The sequence below is a fragment of the Methanolinea mesophila genome (assembly GCF_017873855.1).
GTDB lineage: Archaea > Halobacteriota > Methanomicrobia > Methanomicrobiales > Methanospirillaceae > Methanolinea_B > Methanolinea_B mesophila.
In genome coordinates, this window is record NZ_JAGGKR010000001.1 from 1,030,245 (window position 1) to 1,050,935 (window position 20,691).

The 20,691-nt window shown below is 58.9% G+C and carries 20 protein-coding genes; 11 read left to right on the forward strand and 9 right to left on the reverse strand.

Annotated elements, in window-relative coordinates:
- Positions 1-22: 22 nt before the first annotated feature.
- The 6 genes from J2741_RS04690 to cobT all read right to left on the reverse strand — a co-directional run bounded on the left by J2741_RS04690 (position 23) and on the right by cobT (position 5,484).
- A complete protein-coding gene (locus J2741_RS04690) occupies positions 23-541 on the reverse strand; it encodes a nitroreductase family protein (RefSeq protein WP_342452229.1) in 519 nt (172 codons plus the stop codon).
- 518 nt (positions 542-1,059) lie between these two features.
- On the reverse strand, positions 1,060-2,043 hold the full coding sequence (locus J2741_RS04695) for a DUF3821 domain-containing protein (RefSeq protein WP_209673861.1): 984 nt from the start codon (positions 2,041-2,043) through the stop codon (positions 1,060-1,062).
- A 47-nt stretch (positions 2,044-2,090) separates the two neighbouring features.
- Entirely contained in the window at positions 2,091-3,296 is a 1,206-nt protein-coding gene (locus tag J2741_RS04700; protein WP_209673862.1) for a TraB/GumN family protein, read from the reverse strand.
- Positions 3,289-3,912, reverse strand: a complete 624-nt coding sequence (locus J2741_RS04705) for a YkgJ family cysteine cluster protein (protein WP_209673863.1) — start codon at positions 3,910-3,912, stop codon at positions 3,289-3,291. The genes J2741_RS04700 and J2741_RS04705 overlap by 8 nt, the downstream gene beginning before the upstream one ends.
- On the reverse strand, positions 3,869-4,435 hold the full coding sequence (locus tag J2741_RS04710; RefSeq protein WP_209673864.1) for a GMP synthase subunit A: 567 nt from the start codon (positions 4,433-4,435) through the stop codon (positions 3,869-3,871). Before J2741_RS04710 ends, J2741_RS04705 begins: the two co-directional genes overlap by 44 nt.
- A gap of 38 nt (positions 4,436-4,473) precedes the next feature.
- Entirely contained in the window at positions 4,474-5,484 is a 1,011-nt protein-coding gene (cobT, locus tag J2741_RS04715) for a nicotinate mononucleotide-dependent phosphoribosyltransferase CobT (RefSeq protein WP_209673865.1), read from the reverse strand.
- 96 nt (positions 5,485-5,580) lie between these two features.
- On the opposite strand from cobT, the gene J2741_RS04720 reads away from it, so the two are divergent.
- From J2741_RS04720 to J2741_RS04730, 3 genes are read left to right on the forward strand one after another with little or no spacing between them, the layout of a single operon-like run.
- Complete coding sequence (locus tag J2741_RS04720; protein WP_209675516.1) at positions 5,581-6,024, forward strand: phosphatidylglycerophosphatase A; 444 nt, start codon at positions 5,581-5,583, stop codon at positions 6,022-6,024.
- Entirely contained in the window at positions 6,006-6,722 is a 717-nt protein-coding gene (cobS, locus tag J2741_RS04725) for an adenosylcobinamide-GDP ribazoletransferase (protein WP_209673866.1), read from the forward strand. Before J2741_RS04720 ends, cobS begins: the two co-directional genes overlap by 19 nt.
- A 46-nt stretch (positions 6,723-6,768) precedes the next feature.
- Positions 6,769-7,683 (forward strand): 4Fe-4S dicluster domain-containing protein, encoded by a 915-nt coding sequence (locus tag J2741_RS04730; RefSeq protein WP_209673867.1) that lies wholly within the window; start codon positions 6,769-6,771, stop codon positions 7,681-7,683.
- Positions 7,684-7,697: 14 nt separating this feature from the next.
- Here the strand turns inward: J2741_RS04730 and J2741_RS04735 are convergent, their stop codons facing one another.
- Positions 7,698-7,991, reverse strand: a complete 294-nt coding sequence (locus J2741_RS04735; RefSeq protein WP_209673868.1) for a hypothetical protein — start codon at positions 7,989-7,991, stop codon at positions 7,698-7,700.
- Between the two features lie 176 nt (positions 7,992-8,167).
- On the opposite strand from J2741_RS04735, the gene tuf reads away from it, so the two are divergent.
- The 4 genes from tuf to larE all read left to right on the forward strand — a co-directional run bounded on the left by tuf (position 8,168) and on the right by larE (position 12,935).
- The gene (tuf, locus tag J2741_RS04740) at positions 8,168-9,445 is read left to right on the forward strand and encodes a translation elongation factor EF-1 subunit alpha (RefSeq protein WP_209673869.1); all 1,278 of its coding nucleotides are present in this window, start codon (positions 8,168-8,170) and stop codon (positions 9,443-9,445) included.
- Positions 9,446-9,469: 24 nt separating this feature from the next.
- Positions 9,470-9,778: a 30S ribosomal protein S10 gene (gene rpsJ, locus J2741_RS04745; protein ID WP_209673870.1), complete on the forward strand. Its 309-nt coding sequence runs from the start codon at positions 9,470-9,472 to the stop codon at positions 9,776-9,778.
- 15 nt (positions 9,779-9,793) lie between these two features.
- A complete protein-coding gene (locus J2741_RS04750; protein WP_209673871.1) occupies positions 9,794-11,404 on the forward strand; it encodes a flippase activity-associated protein Agl23 in 1,611 nt (536 codons plus the stop codon).
- A 607-nt stretch (positions 11,405-12,011) separates the two neighbouring features.
- On the forward strand, positions 12,012-12,935 hold the full coding sequence (gene larE / locus J2741_RS04755) for an ATP-dependent sacrificial sulfur transferase LarE (RefSeq protein WP_394357416.1): 924 nt from the start codon (positions 12,012-12,014) through the stop codon (positions 12,933-12,935).
- Positions 12,936-13,092: 157 nt separating this feature from the next.
- Here the strand turns inward: larE and J2741_RS04760 are convergent, their stop codons facing one another.
- Both J2741_RS04760 and J2741_RS04765 read right to left on the reverse strand, forming a co-directional pair.
- Positions 13,093-14,241, reverse strand: a complete 1,149-nt coding sequence (locus J2741_RS04760; protein ID WP_209673873.1) for a hypothetical protein — start codon at positions 14,239-14,241, stop codon at positions 13,093-13,095.
- Between the two features lie 6 nt (positions 14,242-14,247).
- Positions 14,248-15,426, reverse strand: a complete 1,179-nt coding sequence (locus J2741_RS04765; RefSeq protein ID WP_209673874.1) for a tubulin/FtsZ family protein — start codon at positions 15,424-15,426, stop codon at positions 14,248-14,250.
- 182 nt (positions 15,427-15,608) lie between these two features.
- On the opposite strand from J2741_RS04765, the gene J2741_RS04770 reads away from it, so the two are divergent.
- Genes J2741_RS04770 through J2741_RS04785 form a run of 4 tightly spaced genes read left to right on the forward strand, consistent with a single transcriptional unit; the run spans position 15,609 to position 20,598 of the window.
- On the forward strand, positions 15,609-16,826 hold the full coding sequence (locus J2741_RS04770) for an NAD(P)/FAD-dependent oxidoreductase (RefSeq protein ID WP_209673875.1): 1,218 nt from the start codon (positions 15,609-15,611) through the stop codon (positions 16,824-16,826).
- 5 nt (positions 16,827-16,831) lie between these two features.
- Complete coding sequence (locus J2741_RS04775) at positions 16,832-17,548, forward strand: dolichyl-phosphate beta-glucosyltransferase (RefSeq protein WP_209673876.1); 717 nt, start codon at positions 16,832-16,834, stop codon at positions 17,546-17,548.
- The gene (locus J2741_RS04780; RefSeq protein WP_209673877.1) at positions 17,532-18,503 is read left to right on the forward strand and encodes a lysylphosphatidylglycerol synthase transmembrane domain-containing protein; all 972 of its coding nucleotides are present in this window, start codon (positions 17,532-17,534) and stop codon (positions 18,501-18,503) included. Before J2741_RS04775 ends, J2741_RS04780 begins: the two co-directional genes overlap by 17 nt.
- The gene (locus J2741_RS04785) at positions 18,427-20,598 is read left to right on the forward strand and encodes a DUF2298 domain-containing protein (RefSeq protein WP_245249407.1); all 2,172 of its coding nucleotides are present in this window, start codon (positions 18,427-18,429) and stop codon (positions 20,596-20,598) included. Before J2741_RS04780 ends, J2741_RS04785 begins: the two co-directional genes overlap by 77 nt.
- The last annotated feature ends 93 nt before the right edge of the window (positions 20,599-20,691 follow it).

Sequence of the window (20,691 nt, forward strand, 5' to 3'; positions counted from 1 at the left end):
ATCTGAAGGGAATAAAAGTGATTTATGGGGAGAACCTGTCGTAAAAGACCAGGTCTTCGGGATTTTTCTTCTCCACGAGAGTCAGGTCGGCGGGGTACCCGGCAGGCAGGAGCGACACCAGTGTATACTGGTCCGGAACCATGAGCAATTTCCGGACCTGCTCCGCATAACCCTTTTTCTCACCCGCCACCCAGCAGGACCCCACCCCGTAGGACTGGAGGGCGATGATCAGGTTCTCCGTTGCGGCACAGCAGTCCTCGAGGTAATACTTCTCTTCGCGGAGCCCGAAGACCGCAAAGCAGACCGGAGCGTCGGCGATGAACTTCCCGCTGTCGGTCAGCCCTGCGATCTCTTTCCGGAGAGTTTCGTCCCGGATCACCCCGAAGAGCCAGGGCTGCTCGTTCCGGGCCGAAGGGGCAAGGCGGGCGCATTCGAGGGCATCCCGTATCACCAGGTCGTCGACCGGCTCGGCCTTGTAAGACCGGACGCTGTGGCGGCATTTCAGGATGGTCGTTCCAACATTCATGCTCTTTCCTGGCATTCGTACGAGAAAAGGATTGCGAAGAACGGATGATCCGGTTTTCGGACTTCCGCATCCGGGAGACGGGCGCCCACTCCAATGAGTCATTTTCCCTTTAACGAGGGAAATTTTTCCAGAGCGACCGGTTTATTCCGCCGGACATCGATCCGGGCGTATTCCCCCATAAACCGATAGATGCGATATCGTAAATTCCCCCCCCCCAGGAACATATCGGGCCGTTCAGTGCCTCCATGCTGCGATCTCGGACATTAATCCCCTGAATGAACCGTGAAAGTAAGTGAATATCGGATCATTAACATCACGGTCCTTGTCGCATACAGGCGGGGGCTTCTCCGAAGGTGCCCTGATTGCAGATTGCCAGAAATCCTGTAAACCCGGGAACACGTCACAGGGAAGCACATTCCTCCGGGAACCGGGTTACCAGGGAACCGTCCCGCTTTCACCCCGGTATTACAGTGACCACGCGTGGCCGGACACCGCGATATTCCGGTAATTCCGGTACTTCGCGAAAAAAAAAGTTATGACCTTCGTATTACGACAATTCCCGCTATAAAGGCCGCAATCCCCGCGAGCCAAATCCCGAAGCCTGGTGCGGTGGTGGGAGGCGTCGTGGGGGGGACGGTCGTGGGCGCGGAGGTCGGCGGAACGGTGCTCGGAACCGTCGTTATGGTGGTGGGCGGAGCGGTGGTGGGGGCCGTGCTCGGCACCGTCGTGAGCACGGTCGTGGGCCTCGTGGTAGGAGTAGTGGGAGTGATGGAACTGGTAATCAGCGGGTTTGTCACGGAAAGCAGGAAGGATACCGGTTCGGAGACGGTCCTTCCCACGACGTCGTAGTTGTCCTTCATACTGTTGGCATTGCACTCCGCGGTCACGGTGTAGTCGCCGCGTGCGTACGCTGAACTTCCGGTGGCCCAGACTGCCCCGGTGTTGAAGGGGGAGGACGATACGGGGATATTGGTCAGGCTGTACCCGTCCACCGACGAATATTGCACTCCTCCCGGTCCGTTCAGCTTAATCGTGACCGGAGCGCCGCTCACACCGGGCCTGTTCGCCATGGTGTAGAGGTTGGTGTCGATCCGGAAGCCTGCGGTATCTCCCACCGGGAGCCAGTAGGCGGTGGGGCTCAGGGTAAACCCTGCCGTATAGTCGATGACCCGGATCCCGATCGTGGGGTCGTTCACGTAAAACGCAAGGTTGTTGCCCGGCTGGGTGAACCAGGGACCGGTCTTGCCCTGGAACGTCGCGGGGATGACGTAGAACGACCCGGCATTGTCGACGGTCACCGTGGCCTGGGGGACATTGGTGACGCTTCCTCCCGGACCGTACCACGCGATGTTCGAGCCGCTGGTGACGCCAGTGTCGGTGATATCCAGCCCCTGTTCGCCGATAAATACCGTCCCTCCTGGCGGAATGGTATTAAGTGCACCTGCTGCCGGCAGGACCATGATGATGCAGGCAAGGAATGCGATGCACCCGGAGATGATATGCTTCATCTTCATCATACGTGTGAAGATGGCCTGTCCGGATTAAAACTTTTCTCCGGCCGGGGTTATGCCTGGCCGAAGAGCCCGGTGATGGCCAGCCACATGTTGGCCAGCCCCTGGGAAATGACCGTCGCCGGGTCGATTCCGAGTACCGGGAAGATGAAGAAGAAATATGCGATCGTCCCGATCGTCGACCCCAGGTTCGCGAGGGCGGCTACCATGACCACCCGGAAGAGCGGGATCTTCATCATTGCCGAGAAACTCTCCGCCTCGAAGATCTTCCGGAAGTCCGAGGGTGCCGGCTTCCGGATCTTCGCCTCCACTATTGCGGCGAACCATCCGGCCGCGATCAGGGGGTTCAACGCCGTGAGCCAGGAGACGGCAAACCCGGTGGCGGCAGAGAGCGGGTGACCCCGGGCGAGCAGGGTGAACGCGGCGGTGAGCACCCCGTGGATCAGGACCCAGTAGACGAGTGCCATGCCCAGTACTTCCAGGCCCACACCGGAGAACGCGATCGTCGCCAGCAGGAAAACGAACAGCGCCGTGACAATGACTCCGAAGATCAGGCCCCATCGCCGGGTCTTGACATCCTGGACAAGCCCTTCAAGAGGCGGGATGGTATCAGGAGCGGCGAGATAGCGCTCCACTCCCTGGACATGTCCGGCCCCCATCACCGCGAGCACCTTTTCGTGGCCCTGCCGCAACCGGTCAAGGTTATACGCAAGATACGCATCCCTCTCATCGATCAGCGCATGGGCCCCGTTGGGAGAGAACTTACGAAACTCCTCCATGGCGACCGAGATCATGTCCTGCTGCTTGAGCTCTTCAACATCGATCTCCTGGCCGTCGACCGTGGCCACCGAGGCTGCAAGAGCATAGAACATCTTGATCTTCTCGAAAAATGAGAGGGATCGCCAGAAGCGGTGCAGGGTGACCCGGATGTCCCGGTCAACCAGTGCAAGGGGCGTTCCGGTCGCCTCCGATTCCTCAATGGCGGCCTTCATCTCCGCGCCCGGCTCCACTCCCATGTCCATCCCGATACGCCGCTGCAGGTATGCCAGGACCCACTGCACCAGGAGCTGCGTGAAGTTCTTGGCCTCCAGGACCTCGTTCACCGAGGGGTCGTGGACCTGTTTTTTCAGGGCGGCATACCGTCCCTGGTCGAGCTCGATCGCCACCACGTCGGGTTTATAGTCCCGGATAGCCTCTCTCACCTCGTCCACGCTCGCCTGGGAGACGTGGGCGGTACCTACGATCCTGATCTCACCCATGCAGCACCTTCATTCCATCGCCGTCGATCACGACCCTGCCCTGCGGGAGGGGACTTCCCTCGAAGACCTTCCTGACACGTTCCTCTTCTTCGCGCTCGAAACACTGTCTGGCGAGGAGATCTGCGGCCATTGCTTCCGCCTCCATCGTCGCCTCTGCCCGGGACAGCCCGGGGCAGGGGTAGACCAGCAGATCTTCTCCCTCTAGCACGAACGGATAGGTGCGGCAGATCCAGGGACGCGAGAGATACACGCTGCAGGCAGGGAAGCCTCCCCGTTCGCGAAGGAAACGACAGCGGTCCCCTTCCCGCCGCAGGCACCATTCGAACGTGTGGGAACCCGCGGATCCGTGGGGGGTAAAACAGGGGAACGGTTCTGCGACCGATTCCCAGGAGCCCCCGCCGGCCACGGCGATCTCCCGCACCTCGTCCGGGCTTACCAGCACCAGATGCTCATCCCCTGATTTTGCCCGGCAGCACTCCCCGCAGCGGATACAGGAGAACCCGAGGGCCCGGATCAGGTCCGCCAGCGCTCCTTCCGTCCGGGGGACGTGAAGACGGAACGGGAATTCAATGCTACGAGGATCCATGCTCCCTGCAGATGCGATCGAAGTTCTCATAGACTCTTCTCCCGTCGGGGGTGTGGCTCACCTCAGGGTGCCACTGAAGCCCGTAGATATGCCGGTCAGGGTCGGCGATGGCCTCGTTCTCGCAGATGGAGGAGCGTGCAAGCCGTATATATCCGGGAGGGACCTTCTCCACCTCGTCGGCATGGGAGGCCCACACCTGGATCCGGTCCGGATACCCCGCAAGGATCTCGTCGTGTTCCAGGATCTCGACGTCCACGTGGCCGTATCCTCCGGAGGTTCCCGGGTGGACGGACCCACCGCGGGAGACGGCAATAGTGTGCAGCCCGAGACAGATCCCGAGCACCGGCAGGCCCAGGTCGAGGTACCTCGCGCCGTTCCCTATCCGGTCGAGGGTCGGGCCTCCTCCGAGGATGATCCCCCTGCACCCCCCCGCGACCTCTTCAGGCGGCAGGGTATTGGCGACCATCCGCACCTCGATCTCGAGGTCACGGAGCATCCGCTGGATGAGATGGTTGAACTGCCCGAAATTATTCACCACGAATATGGGAAGCATTGTATATCACTTGTTATTCTGGGATTATAAGACCTGTTTTAGTCATAGAACCGCACAAATTCAAATATCTTCTCCCGTATGGCCTCAGGGGAGTGCCCGAGGAGCGCGGCGAGGAACATCGCTCCTCCTGCCCCCATTCCCTCTTTAACCTCCCCGATGCAGTAACGGGCGAGGCCGGAATGGCCGAGGTCACCGAAACCCGGGTCCACGTAATATGCCTCCGCGCCGATCTCCCCGGCAAGGCCGGCGAAATTTGCGGATGCATCGTCCCTCACGTAACAGGTGGTGACCACCCGGGGGGCCGGGAGACCGAGCCTCTTTGCCACGGCAGCCACCGCGAGCATCTGAGTCCCACCCGCGAGGATGAGGGTTCCCTGATACGCGGAATAAATTCCCGCCGAGAGGGCGATCATCGGGTCACCGCAGACCCGCACCACGTCGAGCGGTCCGTCCCCTGGATCCGCATCAAGGCGCCGCATGACCTCGTCCCATACCTCTTCCTTCATCCGTACCGGGTTTTCCGAGAAACTGCTGCTTACCCTCGCGTGGTACCCGAGACCCCGGAGGACGCACATCGCCGTGGTCGTCCCTCCCGGGACGCACTCCCCGAGCACCAGCAGGTCGCTTACCCGCCCGAGGAACATTCCAATTGCTTTCCCGCGGCCGAACAGTTCCTCCGCCCTGGGCACCGCATCGGCGAACCTGGGATCGCCCCCGGGCTCCCCGTAGGCATCCAGGCAGGGAACCGTGGGGCGGTGCACCAGCCCCGCGTTGATGAACAGGGCGTGCAGGCCTGAGAGTTCCATCATCGACCGGGTGATGGAGGCCGGTGTGGGGCATCCGGTAGGGGTGTTCGGCTTCACCGGCATGCTGGTGATCTCTCCCAAGGTAATCAGTTCCGCGTCCAGGACGGGGGTGAGAAGCGTCTTCTCCGGGCTCGGGCCGGCGCCGGAGATCCCGGGTACGGTAGAGAGCAGGGTGTTGGCAAGGACTGCAGAGAAGAGCGGTTGCCTGGTAGCGATACGGGGAACTCCGGAGATAAACGGCATGTAGGGCCTCTTTCTTATATATCTGGCCCGGTTTTCCCATAAATGCTCTCCATGCGGTTGGCAACCCTAATCACCACCCGGGGCGACGTAAGTATGATGTTTGAGATCGAGCAGAGGCTGGAGGAGAAGGGAGTCACCATGGACATCATCGTCGCCACCGCGATGGAGCTTTATGTTCCCCACGGGATGGAGTCCGCGGAGGCCGCCCCGCGGATCCGGGAGAAGATCAGCCGGGCCCTCGGGGATCCCAACGTCTCCTCGCTCCTCCTTGGCGCGATCCTGCTGGAGGACGAGCTCTACTGGAAGCGGAAGAACTCCGAGATCCAGGACGACCCGGTCTTCCTGTTGAGCGACGAGATCATCGGCATGGCAATTGCCGAATGCATCGGCGGGACCTACGCCCGGTTTGAGTTTACCCGTTACGACCAGAAAAAACCCGGAATTTTAAAGACCCTGGGCCCGTTCCTGGACGACGCGGTGGCCGGGCTTATCGCCGGGTGCACTTCCAGGTTCTACAGCGAATGTTTCCAGCCTCTGTAAAGGCCCTGTTCCAGTGGACCACGGTGCTCCCCCTGGGAGCGCCCGCGGACTTCGAGGCGTTTGCGAAACGGTCGTACCTCTACCCTCTTGCCGGATGGCTCATCGGTGGTATCGTCGGCGCCGTCATCTTTTTCGTGCCCTACAATGGCCTTGCTGCGGCCTTCGCCCTGGCGGGGGTGCTGCTCCTCTCGGGCTGCAACCACTTCGACGGGTTAATCGATCTCGGGGACGGGATGATGGCACACGGGAGCAGGGAGAAACGGATCGCGGCGCTCACCGATCGGAACGTGGGAGCAGGAGGGGTCGCGTTCGGGTTGATCTTCTCCCTCATCGCTTTTGCCGGACTCCTGTCCGCAAGTGTTCCCGCCTTCGCCATCCTCATCGCGGAGGTGGGGGCGAAGCTCGCCATGTCGGTGGTAACCACCTTCGGCAGCCCGTTCCGGGAAGGGATCCAGTCCTACATGCATGCCCGTTCCAGGAAGTATTTCCCGTTCCTCTCGGTCCTGTTGTTCCTGCCGCTATTCTTCCTCCCGGTGAACACGGTTGCGGTTTCCGTTGCAATGGTACTGGCGGTCGTCACTCCGCTCGCACTTGTTGCACTATCGTCAAGGCTCTTCGGCGGGGTAAACGGAGACGTTGCCGGGGCGGCGAACGAGATCACCCGGGCGGTAATCCTCGCGGCCCTTATTCTGGCCTGATTCCGGGTTGCAACCTATTAAGACTGATGCCCGGAACCTAGATCTGATGTTTCCGAACCAGGGCGTTCACATGAAGGGAGGGGTGATCACCGAGCGGAACCCCGAGTTCTGCACGATCCGGACCAGGATACCGGCCGGAGTGGTGACTACCGACCAGCTCCGGGGGCTCGCGGATATCGCCGAGAAGAACGGGGTAACGGATCTCCACCTCACTACCAGGCAGACCGTGGAGATCCCTCACATGGACCCCTCGGTGCTGAAGGAGATCGCCGCCGATCTCGCCGCGAACGGGACTCCTGTGGGTTCCGAGCGGGATGAGGTGGTCAACATCATCTCCTGTCCCGGGCTGGAGCGATGTGTCTTCGCGAATATCGACTCCATCCACCTTGCACAGGAGCTGGACCGGAGGCTTTTTGGAAAGGAGATGCCGGTCAAGGTCAGGATCGCTATCTCCTCCTGCCCCAACGCCTGCACCAGCCCCATGCTCAACGAGATCGGGATCGTAGGAAGGATGGCGCCGGTGCGGGTCCCGGGCATGTGTACCGGATGCGGGACCTGCGCCCAGTATTGCAAGGAATCGGCGATCATCATCAAACGGGGGATTTCGACGCTGGAGCCGGACAGGTGTGTGCAGTGCGGGACCTGCGTGCGCTCGTGCCCGTTCGACCTCCTGAAGACCTCGGGCCAGCAGTACCTGATCATGATCGGGGGGCGGAGGGGCCGCCACCCCCATATCGGCAGGGAACTGGTCGCGGTTAACTCGGAAGAGACCGCGATAGGGGTGGTGGAGAAAGTGATTAACTGGGTCTACCGGAGGGCATGGAGCGGGAGGCTCCTCTCGGACCAGATGGACGAGATCCAGTTCGAAACGTTCCAAAAAGAAATACGGGACCAGATCCCCGAATCTGCACTGATCGGTGATGCACCGCCGGAGAAATTCTCGGGGAACGGAACAGAGTAGCGCTACGGTCCCCGTTATCTCGATTTGAATCCCTTATTTTCGTCGTCGTCGCATTCGATGGCGAAGCCGTCCCGGACAAGGGTATTGAACTGGAGCTGGGCGTTGAGCAGGAGGTCCTCGGCCCCTCGGCCCCGGGACATGTCCTGCATCGCCTTCTCCTGGGGTGCCGGGTACACCCTCGCTCCCACCCGGATCCCCTTGCAGTGGAGGCAATAGGCACAGGCGCGGTAGACCTGTACTTCCCCGGTGGCGCACTCCACCGCCGCGCGGATATTTTTTTCGTCCCGGTGAATAGTCAGTGTCTTCATACTCTGGAGCTAACATTTTAATCCATCGGATATCAGAGTGTCGGTTCTGCGCATTATTTGGCGAAATCCCTCAAAATAGCGCCCATCGAAATGATTAATATGGATCCGTTTCCAATAAGTTATACTCGCATAAATAGGCTGTACTCTGACAGTCGGGTATTTATAGGAGGTATGTTATGGCAAGTGAGAAGCCCCACATGAATCTGGCGGTCATTGGACACATCGACCACGGAAAGTCAACCATGGTCGGCAGGCTGATGTTCGAGACCGGAACCGTCCCTGCGCACATCATCGAGGGATACCGGAAGGAGGCCGAGTCCAAGGGCAAGGCGACTTTCGAGTTTGCATGGGTTATGGACAACCTCAAGGAAGAGCGTGAGAGAGGTATCACCATCGATATCGCGCACAAGAGGTTCGACACCCCGAAGTTCTATTTCACCGTGGTGGACTGCCCCGGGCACAGAGACTTCGTAAAGAACATGATTACCGGTGCATCCCAGGCCGATGCCGCGATCCTCGTGGTCGCAGCCCCTGACGGTGTGATGGAGCAGACCAAGGAGCACGTCTTCCTTGCGAGGACCCTTGGTATCAACCAGATCATCATTGCACTCAACAAGATGGACGCGGTAAAGTACGACCAGAAGCGCTTCGAAGAGGTCAAGAAGGACCTGTCCGGGCTGCTGCAGATGGTCGGGTACAAGCCCGCGGAGATCCTGTTCATCCCCACCAGCGCACTCGCAGGGGTCAACATCTCCAAGAAGGCTCCCGAAACTCCCTGGTACACCGGCCCGTCACTCCTCGAGGCCCTGGACACCCTTAAGGAACCCGAGAAACCGATCGACAAGCCGCTCCGGCTGCCCATCCAGGACGCCTACAGCATCAGCGGTATCGGCACCGTGCCCGTAGGGCGCGTAGAGACCGGAGTAATGAAGAAGGGAATGAAGGTCTCCTTCATGCCGGCCAACAAGGAAGGCGAGGTCAAGTCCATCGAGATGCACCACGAGGAGATCCCCCAGGCACTTCCCGGCGACAACGTAGGGTTCAACGTGCGTGGTATCGCCAAGGGTGACATCAGGCGTGGCGACGTCTGCGGACCCGCAGATGCACCGCCGACGGTTGCGGACGAGTTCACCGCCCAGATCGTGGTGCTCCAGCACCCCAGCGCCATCACCGTGGGATACACCCCGGTGTTCCACTGCCACACCACACAGACTGCCTGCACCTTCATCGAGCTGCAGAAGAAGCTCGACCCCAGGTCCGGGCAGACCAAGGAAGAGAACCCCACCTTCCTGAAGAGCGGTGACGCAGCCATCGTCAAGATCAAGCCGACCAAGCCGATGGTAATCGAGAATGTCAAGGAACTCCCTCAGCTGGGCAGGTTCGCAATCCGGGATATGGGCTCAACCATTGCAGCCGGAATGTGCATCGCAATTACGCCCAAGCAGATGAGATAACCCAATATTTTTTTGGTGACCATAATGCAGAAGGCCAGAATTCGCCTGACCGGTACAGACTACAAGAAAGTTGAGATGGTCTGTGAACGAATCAAGGAGATTGCTGAACGAACGGGTGTCAATCTGGCCGGTCCGATCCCCCTGCCGACCAAGAAGATGGTGGTCACCGTCCGCAAGAGTCCGGACGGAGAGGGGACCGCGACATGGGACCGCTGGCAGATGAGAGTCCATAAAAGACTGATCGATATCGACGCGGATGAGCGTGCACTTCGCCAGCTTATGCGCACCCAGGTACCGAAAGATATCGGAATCGAGATAGTTCTCGAGAGTTAGGGAGGACTCCCGCAGTTGAGCGCTGCATATCCGAGGTTAACGCGCTGGTTCTCAGTCGAGAATCTCTTTATTTTAATTTTTATTCTCACCTTTCTACTGCGGTTCCTGTTCCTGGACCTGAAACTGTTTCATCACGACGAGTCGATTCATGCCTGGTTTTCCTACGATCTCCTGACCAAGGGGTCCTACACGTATGACCCCATGTATCACGGGCCGTTCCTGTACTACGTCACCGCCGGGATGTTCTACCTCTTCGGCCAGTCCGATCTGGTAGCGAGGATACTTCCCGCCCTGTTCGGGGCGCTCCTGGTCCCCCTGGTCTATGCAATCTACCGGCTGGGATACCTTGACGCCCGCCAGGGCCTTGTCGCCGCGGCGTTCGTCGCGGTCTCCCCCGACCTGGTCTATTTCTCCCGGTTCCTGCGGCACGACATATTCCAGCTCTTCTTCACCCTGCTGATCGTGGTGGCACTCCTCTATTACCTGGAGCGAAAGAAGCTCTGGTTCGCACTTGTCGCGGGCCTCGCCGTAGGAGGCGGTATGACGCTCAAGGAGGATATGCCGCTCTTCCTGGTCATCCTGATCACTTTCGCCATCTTCCTGTGGTGGAGACGGAAGATCCACCTTCCTCCCACCTGGAAACGGGATCTTATCCTGGGGCTCGTCGTAGCAGGTGCGATAATCGTCGCATTCTACTCATCGTTCGGAGGGCAATGGGAGATCCTGTATACCGGGCTCATAAAGGCGTGGAACCACTGGACCGCAATGCATGAAGCGTGTCGTATCTGCGGGCCGCCGTATTTCTACATCCTGTTGCTGCTCCTTTACGAGGTGCCGATCTTCATCCTGGCCATCTTCGGGATCATGCAGTTCATAGACCGCCACAACCCCTTCCCCGGATGGATTGAGAAGATCCGGGAGTACCGGAACCGTGAACCGGCGAAAACCTTCGAGATCGATGAGGTCACCGGGAAAAACGCGGGTCACGGCAACGTCCCGTGGGACAAGAAGGAACTCTTCTTCGCGTTCTCCATCTGGTGGATGGTGGTGACCATGGCGGCATATGCCTACATCGGCGAAAAGGTCCCCTGGCTGATAATCCACCAGCTGCTCCCCATGATCTTCGTCGCGGTCTATCTTATGACCCCGAACAAGACCATCGTGGCGGTGATCGGGATCATTTTCCTTCTGTTCATGACCTGGCACGTCGCATTTACGCCGGGCGATATCAACGAGCCGATCGTACAGGTACAAAACTCCGAGGAGTTGCGGGAGGTGATGGCCCAGATCGACAACTCCAGCGTGGTAATGATCGCATCGAAAGACTACTGGCCGCTTCCCTGGTACTACCGGGGCGATAAATGGGACAAGATGAAGTTCTACGGCCAGATAGTAGACCAGACTACGATAGAGCAGGTCAATCCCGACATGATCATCACCCACGATCTGGAGAGCTATCCCTGCCTGCCCGGGTACGACAAGGCGACCTACAAACTCTCATACTGGTTCTCCATCTACGACCAGGAGTCCCGGTTACCTGAGTATTATTTCCAGCGGGATGGGAAACTGGGGAGCATTAACATAGACGTATTCACCCGGAACGCGAGCGCGACGGGCTGCTATTGATTTTTTTTCCGGATTTCACCTATCCTGCTATTTTTACCTTATTTCGGCTCTGTTGACATCCTCGATCTCCTTCATTTATGATCATATTCTCGAGGCTTTGCCAGGGTAGCATAAGAGCACGAATCTATTGCATATGACGCTCCAGGGACTGCGCCCCGCCGCTGAGGCGCCCCAACAGGATATGCCAGGACTGTCGCAGGCCCAGAATCTTTTTTTTAATTGACATTAAGCGACTTCAGCCCGGGGTAGTGTTATCAAGAAATATCGCGCCGGGGGCTGCCGCAGTGGCGGGGGCGAAGCCCCCAAGAACGTCACATGGTAAGATGTCAACAGAGCCGATATTTCTTATACGCTGACGCCCCCGGGAGCTATTGCCCCCCGACTGTAATGTCTGGACTGTCGCATATCCAGGATTTTTTATCGATTGATTGGGAGATATCAGCCGGGTTACACTTTGGCCAGAGATATTCGCGAAAAGACAAGGCCGTTAAATGCCCAATATCAATTTTGTTAAAGAAGATTTGAGTGGATTAACTCAATTCAGTGTAGTAATGTGATCCGCCGCCGGGGCGCCCTTCGGGGGCGGCGGAACTATCCTGTTGAAGAAATGGATTCAGTTTCGGTTTTTTTAAAGAATGAAAAATTCTCGACGACGCCCGGGCCCAGGTCCCCCGCTATCCGTCTCAATTATAGGGATCCCCCCCTATACATCTTGACGACAGCCATGACCGGTCCGGGAATCGATGAGAAATTGCGAAGGCTACATGAATACCTTGCAGACCATTCGCCGATGATTATATCATTCTCGGGGGGTGTCGACAGCGGGGTCATGGCCGCGGTGGCACGGGACGAGCTGGGTGATGACGCCCTTGCGGTGCTTTTAAAAAGCCCGGTTATCCCGGAACGGGAGATCGAATCCGCGATCAAAATAGCGGAATCAATCGGAATCGGACTGGAGGTGCTCCCTGTCCCGCTCCTCGAAGACCCGGCGTTCTGTTCCAACCCTCCTGATCGCTGCTACCTGTGCAAGAAACATCATGCAGGCGTCCTGAGCGCGTATGCCAGGGACCACGGGTACTCGTTCATTGCCGACGGGCTGAATGCCTCCGACCTGGGGGAACGCCGGCCGGGAAAGCGTGCCGGTGACGAGGAGGGGATCCTCCATCCCTTCATCGCCGCAGGGATCTCCAAACCGGAAGTACGTGAGATCGCCAGGATAATGCGGCTCTCCTTCGCTGAAAAGCTCCCCTTCTCCTGCCTTTGTACCCGGGTCCCCTACGGCGAATCCATATCCCCGGACCTGCTGGCCAGGATCGGTCGGGCAGAGGATGTACTCGGCGAACTTGGTTTCACGCAGTTCAGGGTCAGGGCCCATGGCCCGGTAGCCCGGGTCGAAGTGATCCCAGGGGAGATGGAAATGGCGATGGAACACCGGGTATGGATAGTGCGGCGTATGAAGGAGACCGGGTTCATCTACGTCACGCTCGACCTCGAAGGGTTCCGGTCCGGAAGCATGGACGAGGTGTTCTGAAAACCAGGGAGAAACAGCCCCCGATTCCGGTAAACGAGACTGGATTTCTGAAAAGTCGTCTCCCTGGTGCCTGGTATCCCCGGACTGCGGTGTAACCCGGATGTGGAGTTCAACAAGAAAAAAACAGGCTGGTCGAATAAATAATTGAAAATAAGGGTTATCCCAGCTCGTCCCAGCGCCGGCGGCGCCGGAAGAGCACGATACCAACCACTGCGACCACCACGATCAGGACGATTACCCCGATATAGATGAGCACCCCGCCGATCGCACCACCCGCTCCCCCGAGGGCATTACCGATCCCCGAGAGGGGGTTGGAATCGACCTCGGTTTTTAGGGCCTGGGCATCGGCAAGGGCTTCCTGACCCTTGGCCAGGGCTTCGTTCGCCTTATTCGTAGCCTCATCGTAGCTCCCCTGCGAAGAGAGGTCGCGGGCGTCTACAAGAAGATCCGCCGCACGTTCTCTCTTGGTGATGATGGGAGAGAGGCGGGCGTCGTTCGACATGCTCTTGTTGACCTGGAAATAGGTGATGATCTCGTCCGTCTGGTCGATAGGAACGCTCGCCTTGTTGATCGCGTCCGTGGTCTGCAACTGCTTGAGCAGGGTATTGAGATCGGTTATCGACTTCTGGACCTGGCTGACATACGTCTGGGCGTTCGAGTAATTGGTGGTCGATTCGGCCTTCTGTATGTTTGCCATCGCGTCGTTGTACTTGGTCTCCGCCGCGGATACGTCCACCCCGTCGGCATTCAGCTGGTCAATAACTGCCTTGATCCCGGCAAGGTCCGTCTTCAGCTTGGGAATGGCGGAGGTGATCTCGGACGGGTTGAGCACCATCTTTTTCTTGATCACCTGGCTGCTGGCGTCCGCCTGGTTCCTCGCATTGAGATCCGCTACCTTGAATACCGTGATCTCCCCCGACTGGCTTACTGTGGGCGTTGTTCCTTCAAGACTGACCTTCAGCTGGACCTCCTTGTTGGAAGGATAGGAGAGGGTCCACCCGTTGATGTTCACATTGGGACCGATGTCGATGGGTTGGGGATTTTCCACTCCGTCCAGGAGCAGTACCTTGGTCCAGTGCGCATTGGACAGGTCGGTGGAAAGCTGCAGGGTATCTTCGCTCGGGAAGGTGTCACCCCCGCCGGCAATGAAATCGACCACGAAGGATGCGGTCACCGAGGTCTGCCCTGATACCAGGTCACCGCTCGGGGTGATGGCAATATTCGATACGGAAATGCTGGCAGACGCTGCCTGCGCGATGCCGAGAAATAGGATACAAACGATGAGAATCTTCCAATACCTGGTCATTTTCATTCACTCAAACAATGGTTCAATATCATCCGCCACCAGGGATGGCTTCTGTTCCTGTGCAGATCGTGCAACGTCCTCTTTTGTCGAGCGGGCGATCTCCATGAGCTCCTTGATCCGGGGTGCGTTGGATACCGTGGCGAGCATTACCACCGCGGCGACATAGTTGCTGTTAACCGGGTAATCTCCGCCACGGACCTCAACCCCCGCGATATTCTCTTCCACCCAGCTCTTGGCTTTCTCGATTCCTTTCCGGTCGAGTTCGCCCGGCGGCCCGGCGACAAGCACCAGGGCCCGTTCGGCGGTGGAATAGTCGCAGGGTATGGTGAGACGCCCGAGCATGGCCCGGCGGACCAGGGAGATGATCTTTGCGGTCCGGTCCTCGCCGAGAAGAACCTCTTCGTTTGCTTCTTTCTTGCGAAGGCCCTTGATCCCCCCGATCAGGCTTCCCATTCCCGGCTTTCCCTTCCTGGTGACCACTTCGCTCACTGCGTACCCCACGGAGCTGATCCCGCCGCCGCGGAGCGTATTGATGATCTCGCTCGAGTCGACCACCATCTCGCCCACGCCGGCGCGACCGACCTCTCCTGCCCTGAAGAGGACTCCGAAACGGCGCACGATCTCGTCGTTCAAGCGCTGGAAGGCGCTCTTTACGCTTTCCCCCTCGTTCTTCCAGGCGCTGTTGTCGAAGATGAAAGTGTTGTCGGCCTCCTTGATCAGAGTGGCGAGGCTCCTCGCCGCGTTGTAGGAATAGAGCCTTCCTTCCTCGGGGGCGGGGAGGATCCCGAGGACGTACACAGGCTCCCGGTAGATCTTCTTCAGCTGCCTGGCGAGAACCGGGGTACCCCCGGAACCCGTCCCGCCGCCAAGCCCGGCAACGATCATGAACGCATCGACATCGTGGGTTCCACGCTTGTCGATGGCACTGATGATCGCATCGGACTCCTCGAAGGTGATCTTTGCACCGGCGGCATTGTCCGTGCCTACACCGTGCCCTTTGACCGTCGTCTGGCCGATAAGAATACGGTCCTTGAGCTCGATATTTTTCAGGCCCATGAGATCAGTGCGTGCCGTATTGACCGCAATTCCACGGAAACTGCTGGTGCCGAGACGTTTGTCCTGCTCGATGAACATGTCTACGATCTTCCCTCCCGCCTGGCCGAATCCAATGAAAAATATCCTCATGAGTAGAACTCCAGCTCCCCGTTGCTGCACAGATAATCTGTGATTATCTTCTAAGAAGATTTTGCCCGTGAGTTCAAATACTTTCTTATAAAGGCGAATTTACGAAAGCCCGTATACCGGTTTTCACCTGATGCGGAGCCTTTTTCTCCCTTATTTTCATATTAGTATTAGGAAGGAAAGGCATGAAGATCTGCATCATCGGCGGAGGGTTGACCGGTCTTGCCGCCGCGTTTCGCCTGGCGGGATCCCACGAGGTGGACCTCGTGGAGAAGAGAGATCACCTTGGGGGGTGTCTCGCGTCCTATGACCGGGAACGCTACTGGATAGAGAAATTCTATCACCATTGTTTCGTGGGAGACGATGCACTTCTCGCCTTAATACGGGAACTCGGGATCGAGGACCGCCTGGAATGGCTGAAGGGGACCAGTGGATATTACGTCGAAGGGAAGGTGTACCCGCTCAACACTCCCCTGGAGATCGCCCGGTACCCGTTCCTCACCCTCGGCGAAAAATACAGGCTCGCCATGCTCACTCTCAGGGCAAAAAAACTCGACGTTGACGCACTCGACGGAGTGCGGGCCCGTGATTACGTGCTCGACAACCTAGGAGAAGGGATATACAGGTCATTCTTCGAGCCGCTCCTCAGGAGCAAATTCGGCGAGCGGAGCGGGGACGTCTCCGCGGCGTGGCTGATCTCGAGGATCGCGATCCGGTCCCACCGTGGACTCTCCGGGGAACGGCTGGGATATCTCAACGGGGGGTTCCAGGTACTCGTCGACGCTCTCGGGGACTGGATCGGAAAACACGCCACGTTCCGGCTGAACGACCCGGTAACCGTAATGGGGAGAACCGGAGACGGGTGGATGGTAAACGGGAGGCACTACGACCGGGTCGTCTCGACCATCCCCCCCCAGGAACTGGCCCGGATCAGCGGAATCCCGCTCGCACCGGTACCGTACCAGGGAGCGGCCTGCATGACCCTGGCCATCGACCGCGACGTGACCGACGGGGTGTACTGGCTGAACATGAGGGATCCGGCACCATACGGCGCAGTCGTATCGCACACCAACTTCGCACCGGTGGACCGGTACGGCGAACGCCTCGTATATCTTGCGTCATATTTCACCGGTGAACTCCCGCCCCGCCACGACCGGGTGATGCGGGAGGACTTCTGTAAGCGGTTCGGGGTCCGGGAGGAGGAGATCCGGTGGCAGCACATGGCGGTGGAGCCGTATGCCGGGCCGCTGTATACAACAGGTTACCGCGAGCGGCTCCCGGATTATGCCCAGGACGGGCTGTTCATCGCCGGGATGTTCTCCCGCCCCAATTACCCCGAGCGGAGCATGGAAGGGTCAGTCCGTGCGGGCTACGAGGCGGCGGAACTGGCAGGCCGGATGTGATCACCGTGGGCGAAATCGAGGTCAGTGCGGTGATCCCGGTCTTCAATGACCGGCCTGCGTTGGAAACGGCAATTCCCGAGTCGCTCGAAACACTCTCAGGCTGTTGCCAGAATTTCGAACTGATCGTCGCCGAGGACGGGAGCACGGACGGGAGCGCAGAGCTGGTCGGGGAATGGGAACGGAAAGACCCCAGGGTCCGGCTGCTCCACCGGGACACGCGACAGGGAAGAGGGACCGCATTAAATCGTGCTTTTACAGAATCCAATGGAACTATTGTCTGTTACTACGATGTGGACCTTGCGACCGACATGCAGCACCTTCCCCGGCTGATCGGGGCCATCCGGGAGGGGTACGATATCGCCACGGGGTCGCGGCTCATGCCGGACAGCGAGATCACCCGGAGCGGCGGAAGGGAGATCGCCAGCAGGGGGTATAATACTCTTGTACGGCTCATTCTGAGAAGCAGACTCTATGATCACCAGTGCGGGTTCAAGGCATTTTCCAGGGAGCGGCTGATGCCGCTGATCCCTTCGGTGAAGGACGGACACTGGTTCTGGGACACGGAGGTTCTGGTAAGAGCCCAGAGGAAAGGATACCGTATCCTGGAATTCCCGGTCCACTGGACCGAAGGGAAAGGGACGACGGTGCGGAAAAACGACGTGATATCAATGGGTCGGGCGATCCTCCGCCTCTGGTGGCAGTTGCATGTGGAAAAAGATTAGTGCGGTCGTAATTCCTACCATCATCGCGGTAGGGATCATCGCGTATATGCTCTACCGCGTCTGGGACGACCTCCTGATCGCCCTGGAGCATATCGTCTGGGGGTTCCTTGCGGTGGCGGTCGCCATATGCCTGCTTGCCTGGTTCGTCCGCGGGTACCGCTACCAGGTCATCCTGAAGGGGATGGAGATACGGGTCGGTCTTTTCTTCTCGACGGCCACAATCTTCGTCTCCCAGACCGCAAACCTGATCATTCCCGCGAGGCTTGGAGACCTGGTCCGGGTATTCATTCTCAAGCATGAGAAAGGGACGACCGTGTCCCAGGGCCTTTCATCCCTGGTAGTAGAACGGATCTTCGACATCGTCACCGTGGCGCTCATCGGGGCCCTTGCCCTGCCGTTCGTCCTGAACGTGCCGGAATGGTTTACTACGGTGATCATCGTCCCCCTGGTCCTCGGAGCGGTCTTTTTCGGGGTTCTTCTTGTCAGCGGAAGACTGGCATCCAGGAACAAGTACCTCCAGATAGTCCTGACCATGGCAGAGCAGATGCGCCAGGCGTCCCTTACGATCAGGTCGATGGTGCTCCTCTCGGCAAGTTCCATCCTCACCTGGGTGCTTGATATCCTGGTGTGCCTCTCGGTCGTGCTCATGTTCGGCCAGCAGATCCCCTTCGCGGTCATTGCGCTCGCGATCGTGATCGGCAACCTGGTCAAGGCAGTCCCGCTCACCCCCGGAGGAGTGGGGACCTACGAGCTGGCCCTGGCGCTTACCTTCTCCCTTGCGGGCGTGTCCCCCGCTGAGGCCACGCTGATCGCGGTGATCGACCACCTGATCAAGAACCTCGTCACCCTTGCCGGTGGAATCGCCTCTATATACTACTTTGGCGGATGGGTACTGGATACTATCCGGTCCGCATTCAACCGGGAACTCGAGGGAGGGAAGAAATCTGGACTATGAACTGCAGTTCCTGGCGGTAATCGTGTGGCTGGGGGTGGTGTTCCTCCTCCAGCTCTCCTTCTGGCCGTACCTGAAAAAATGGCTGGGAGACTATGCCTTCCCGGCCGCCTTCCCCGCCTCGCTCCTTGCGTTCACCCTCCTTTCGTGGTATTGCGGGTTGTTTTCCCTGCCCCTTCAGCTGGCCCTGATCCCCAATGCGGCCCTCTTCCTCTACGCCATCCGGAAGAGAACGATCACCTGGACCCTGCTGAAGAGGGAATGGAAATGGGTGGCGGTGTTCCTGCTCTTCTTCGTGTTCATGCTGGAAGTTCGGTTCGTCAACCCCAGCATATCTTACGCGGAGAAGTTCATGGACCATGCGTTCATCGCCTCCATCATGCGTACCCCGGTGGTGCCTCCGCTCGATCCGTGGTTCCTCGGCGGGACGCTCGACGTCTATTACTACCTGGGCTACTGGATCTTCGGGGCGCTCGGCGTGGTGACCGGGATACCCTCGAACATCGTCTTCAACCTGGCGCTCCCCACCGTCCTCGGAATGGCGGCGGTGAGCCTCTATGCCCTCGGCCACCTGCTCACCGACCGGTTCCGGTGGCTCCCCCTGGTCACACTGCTCATCGTCAACCCCTCGTTCGTCTACCAGGTCATCCAGGGAAAAGCGATCGGGGCGATCTTCTGGGACAGCACCAGGACCATTCCCAATGCCATCCAGGAATACCCCCTGTTCTCGTTCCTCTGGGGCGACGTACACGCCCATGTGATAGGGATGTTCAACCAGCTGTTCATGATCTTCCTGCTGGTCTACGCCTGGATGAACTGGCAGAACGCAGGCCGGCGGACCCGGTGGGCGATCGTCCTGCTCTCATCGTTGTCGCTCGGGGCGATGCCCCTTATCAACTCCTGGGACGTGATCGTCTACGCCCCTGTCACCGTGCTCTCCGGGCTGATCCTGTGGTACCGGAGCAGGAAATACCCGGCTCAGAATGATGAACCTCAACCGGGCACTTCCCGCGGCCACTGGTATCATCCCCTGAACTGGGTGTGTACGGGACCTTCGTACCTCGTCCTGGTCCCCGTGCTCGCGGTACTCTCTTACCTTCCCTCGTACTTCATGTTCAACACCCGGGGGATCATGGGGATCGGGCTGGTGACCACGCCCACGCCGGCATTCGAGTTCCTGCTTATCCACGGCCTGTTCATCGCCCTCTTCGTCGTCTACCTCGCCGGGGACATCATAAAAAGGCCGTACCTGCTTCTGGTGGCCATCCCGTTCGCCATCGCAGGGTATCCCGGGGCGGCAATCGCGGTGATCCCGCTCGCATATTTCCTCGCCCGGGGAGCGAAGAAGCCCGCCGAACTCCTCGCGGTGCTCGGCCTTGTGATCATCATACTCACCGAGTTCTTCTATTTCAAGGACAACATGGGGGACGTCTATTACCGGATGAACACCATCTTCAAGTTTTATATCGCCGCCTGGCTGCTGATGGGTGCATCCTCGTTCGTAATGCTGGCCCAGGTGCTCGGGAGATTCATCCCCCGTGAAAAGATCCGGCCGGTGGTCACCAGGATCGGGCTGGTGATCGCGGTGGTCGTCCTCCTGGTCTGCCCCTTGGTGGTCCCCCTCGATTCCCCCTACCGGGATGCATCTCTCGACGGGCTCAACTACCTTAAGACGGCATACCCCGGGGACGCACTTGCAGTGGACTATCTCCGAAGCCTTCCCGGTTCGTTCGGGATCGTCGAGGCCCAGGGAGGGGACTATACCTACTTTTCGCGGATCTCCTCCTTCACCGGACTTCCCACCATCATTGGGATGCCCTTCCACGAGTACATGTGGAGGAACGACGATTCGGGGTGGTACGGGGAACGGATCAACGACATCAAGACCATTTACGAGGACCCGGGGGCGACCGCTGACCTGATGCGGAAGTATAACGCAACCATGGTCGTCGTGGGGAACCCGGAACGCGAGCAGTACCAGGTCCGTGTCGACCTGGCGGGCCTGACAGAGATCTATAACCGCGAAGGAGTGCAGATATATGCTCTCCCCGCGGGAAATGGGCCGGCAGCTCCCGTTACGGCCGGATTTCCGGCGTGAAAAACGGTATCTCGCAAACCTTTATTTCCGTTCCTGTTGAATTTATACAGCACATCGTCGTCACTGACTGATGAGTGATGAGGGAGAACGCTA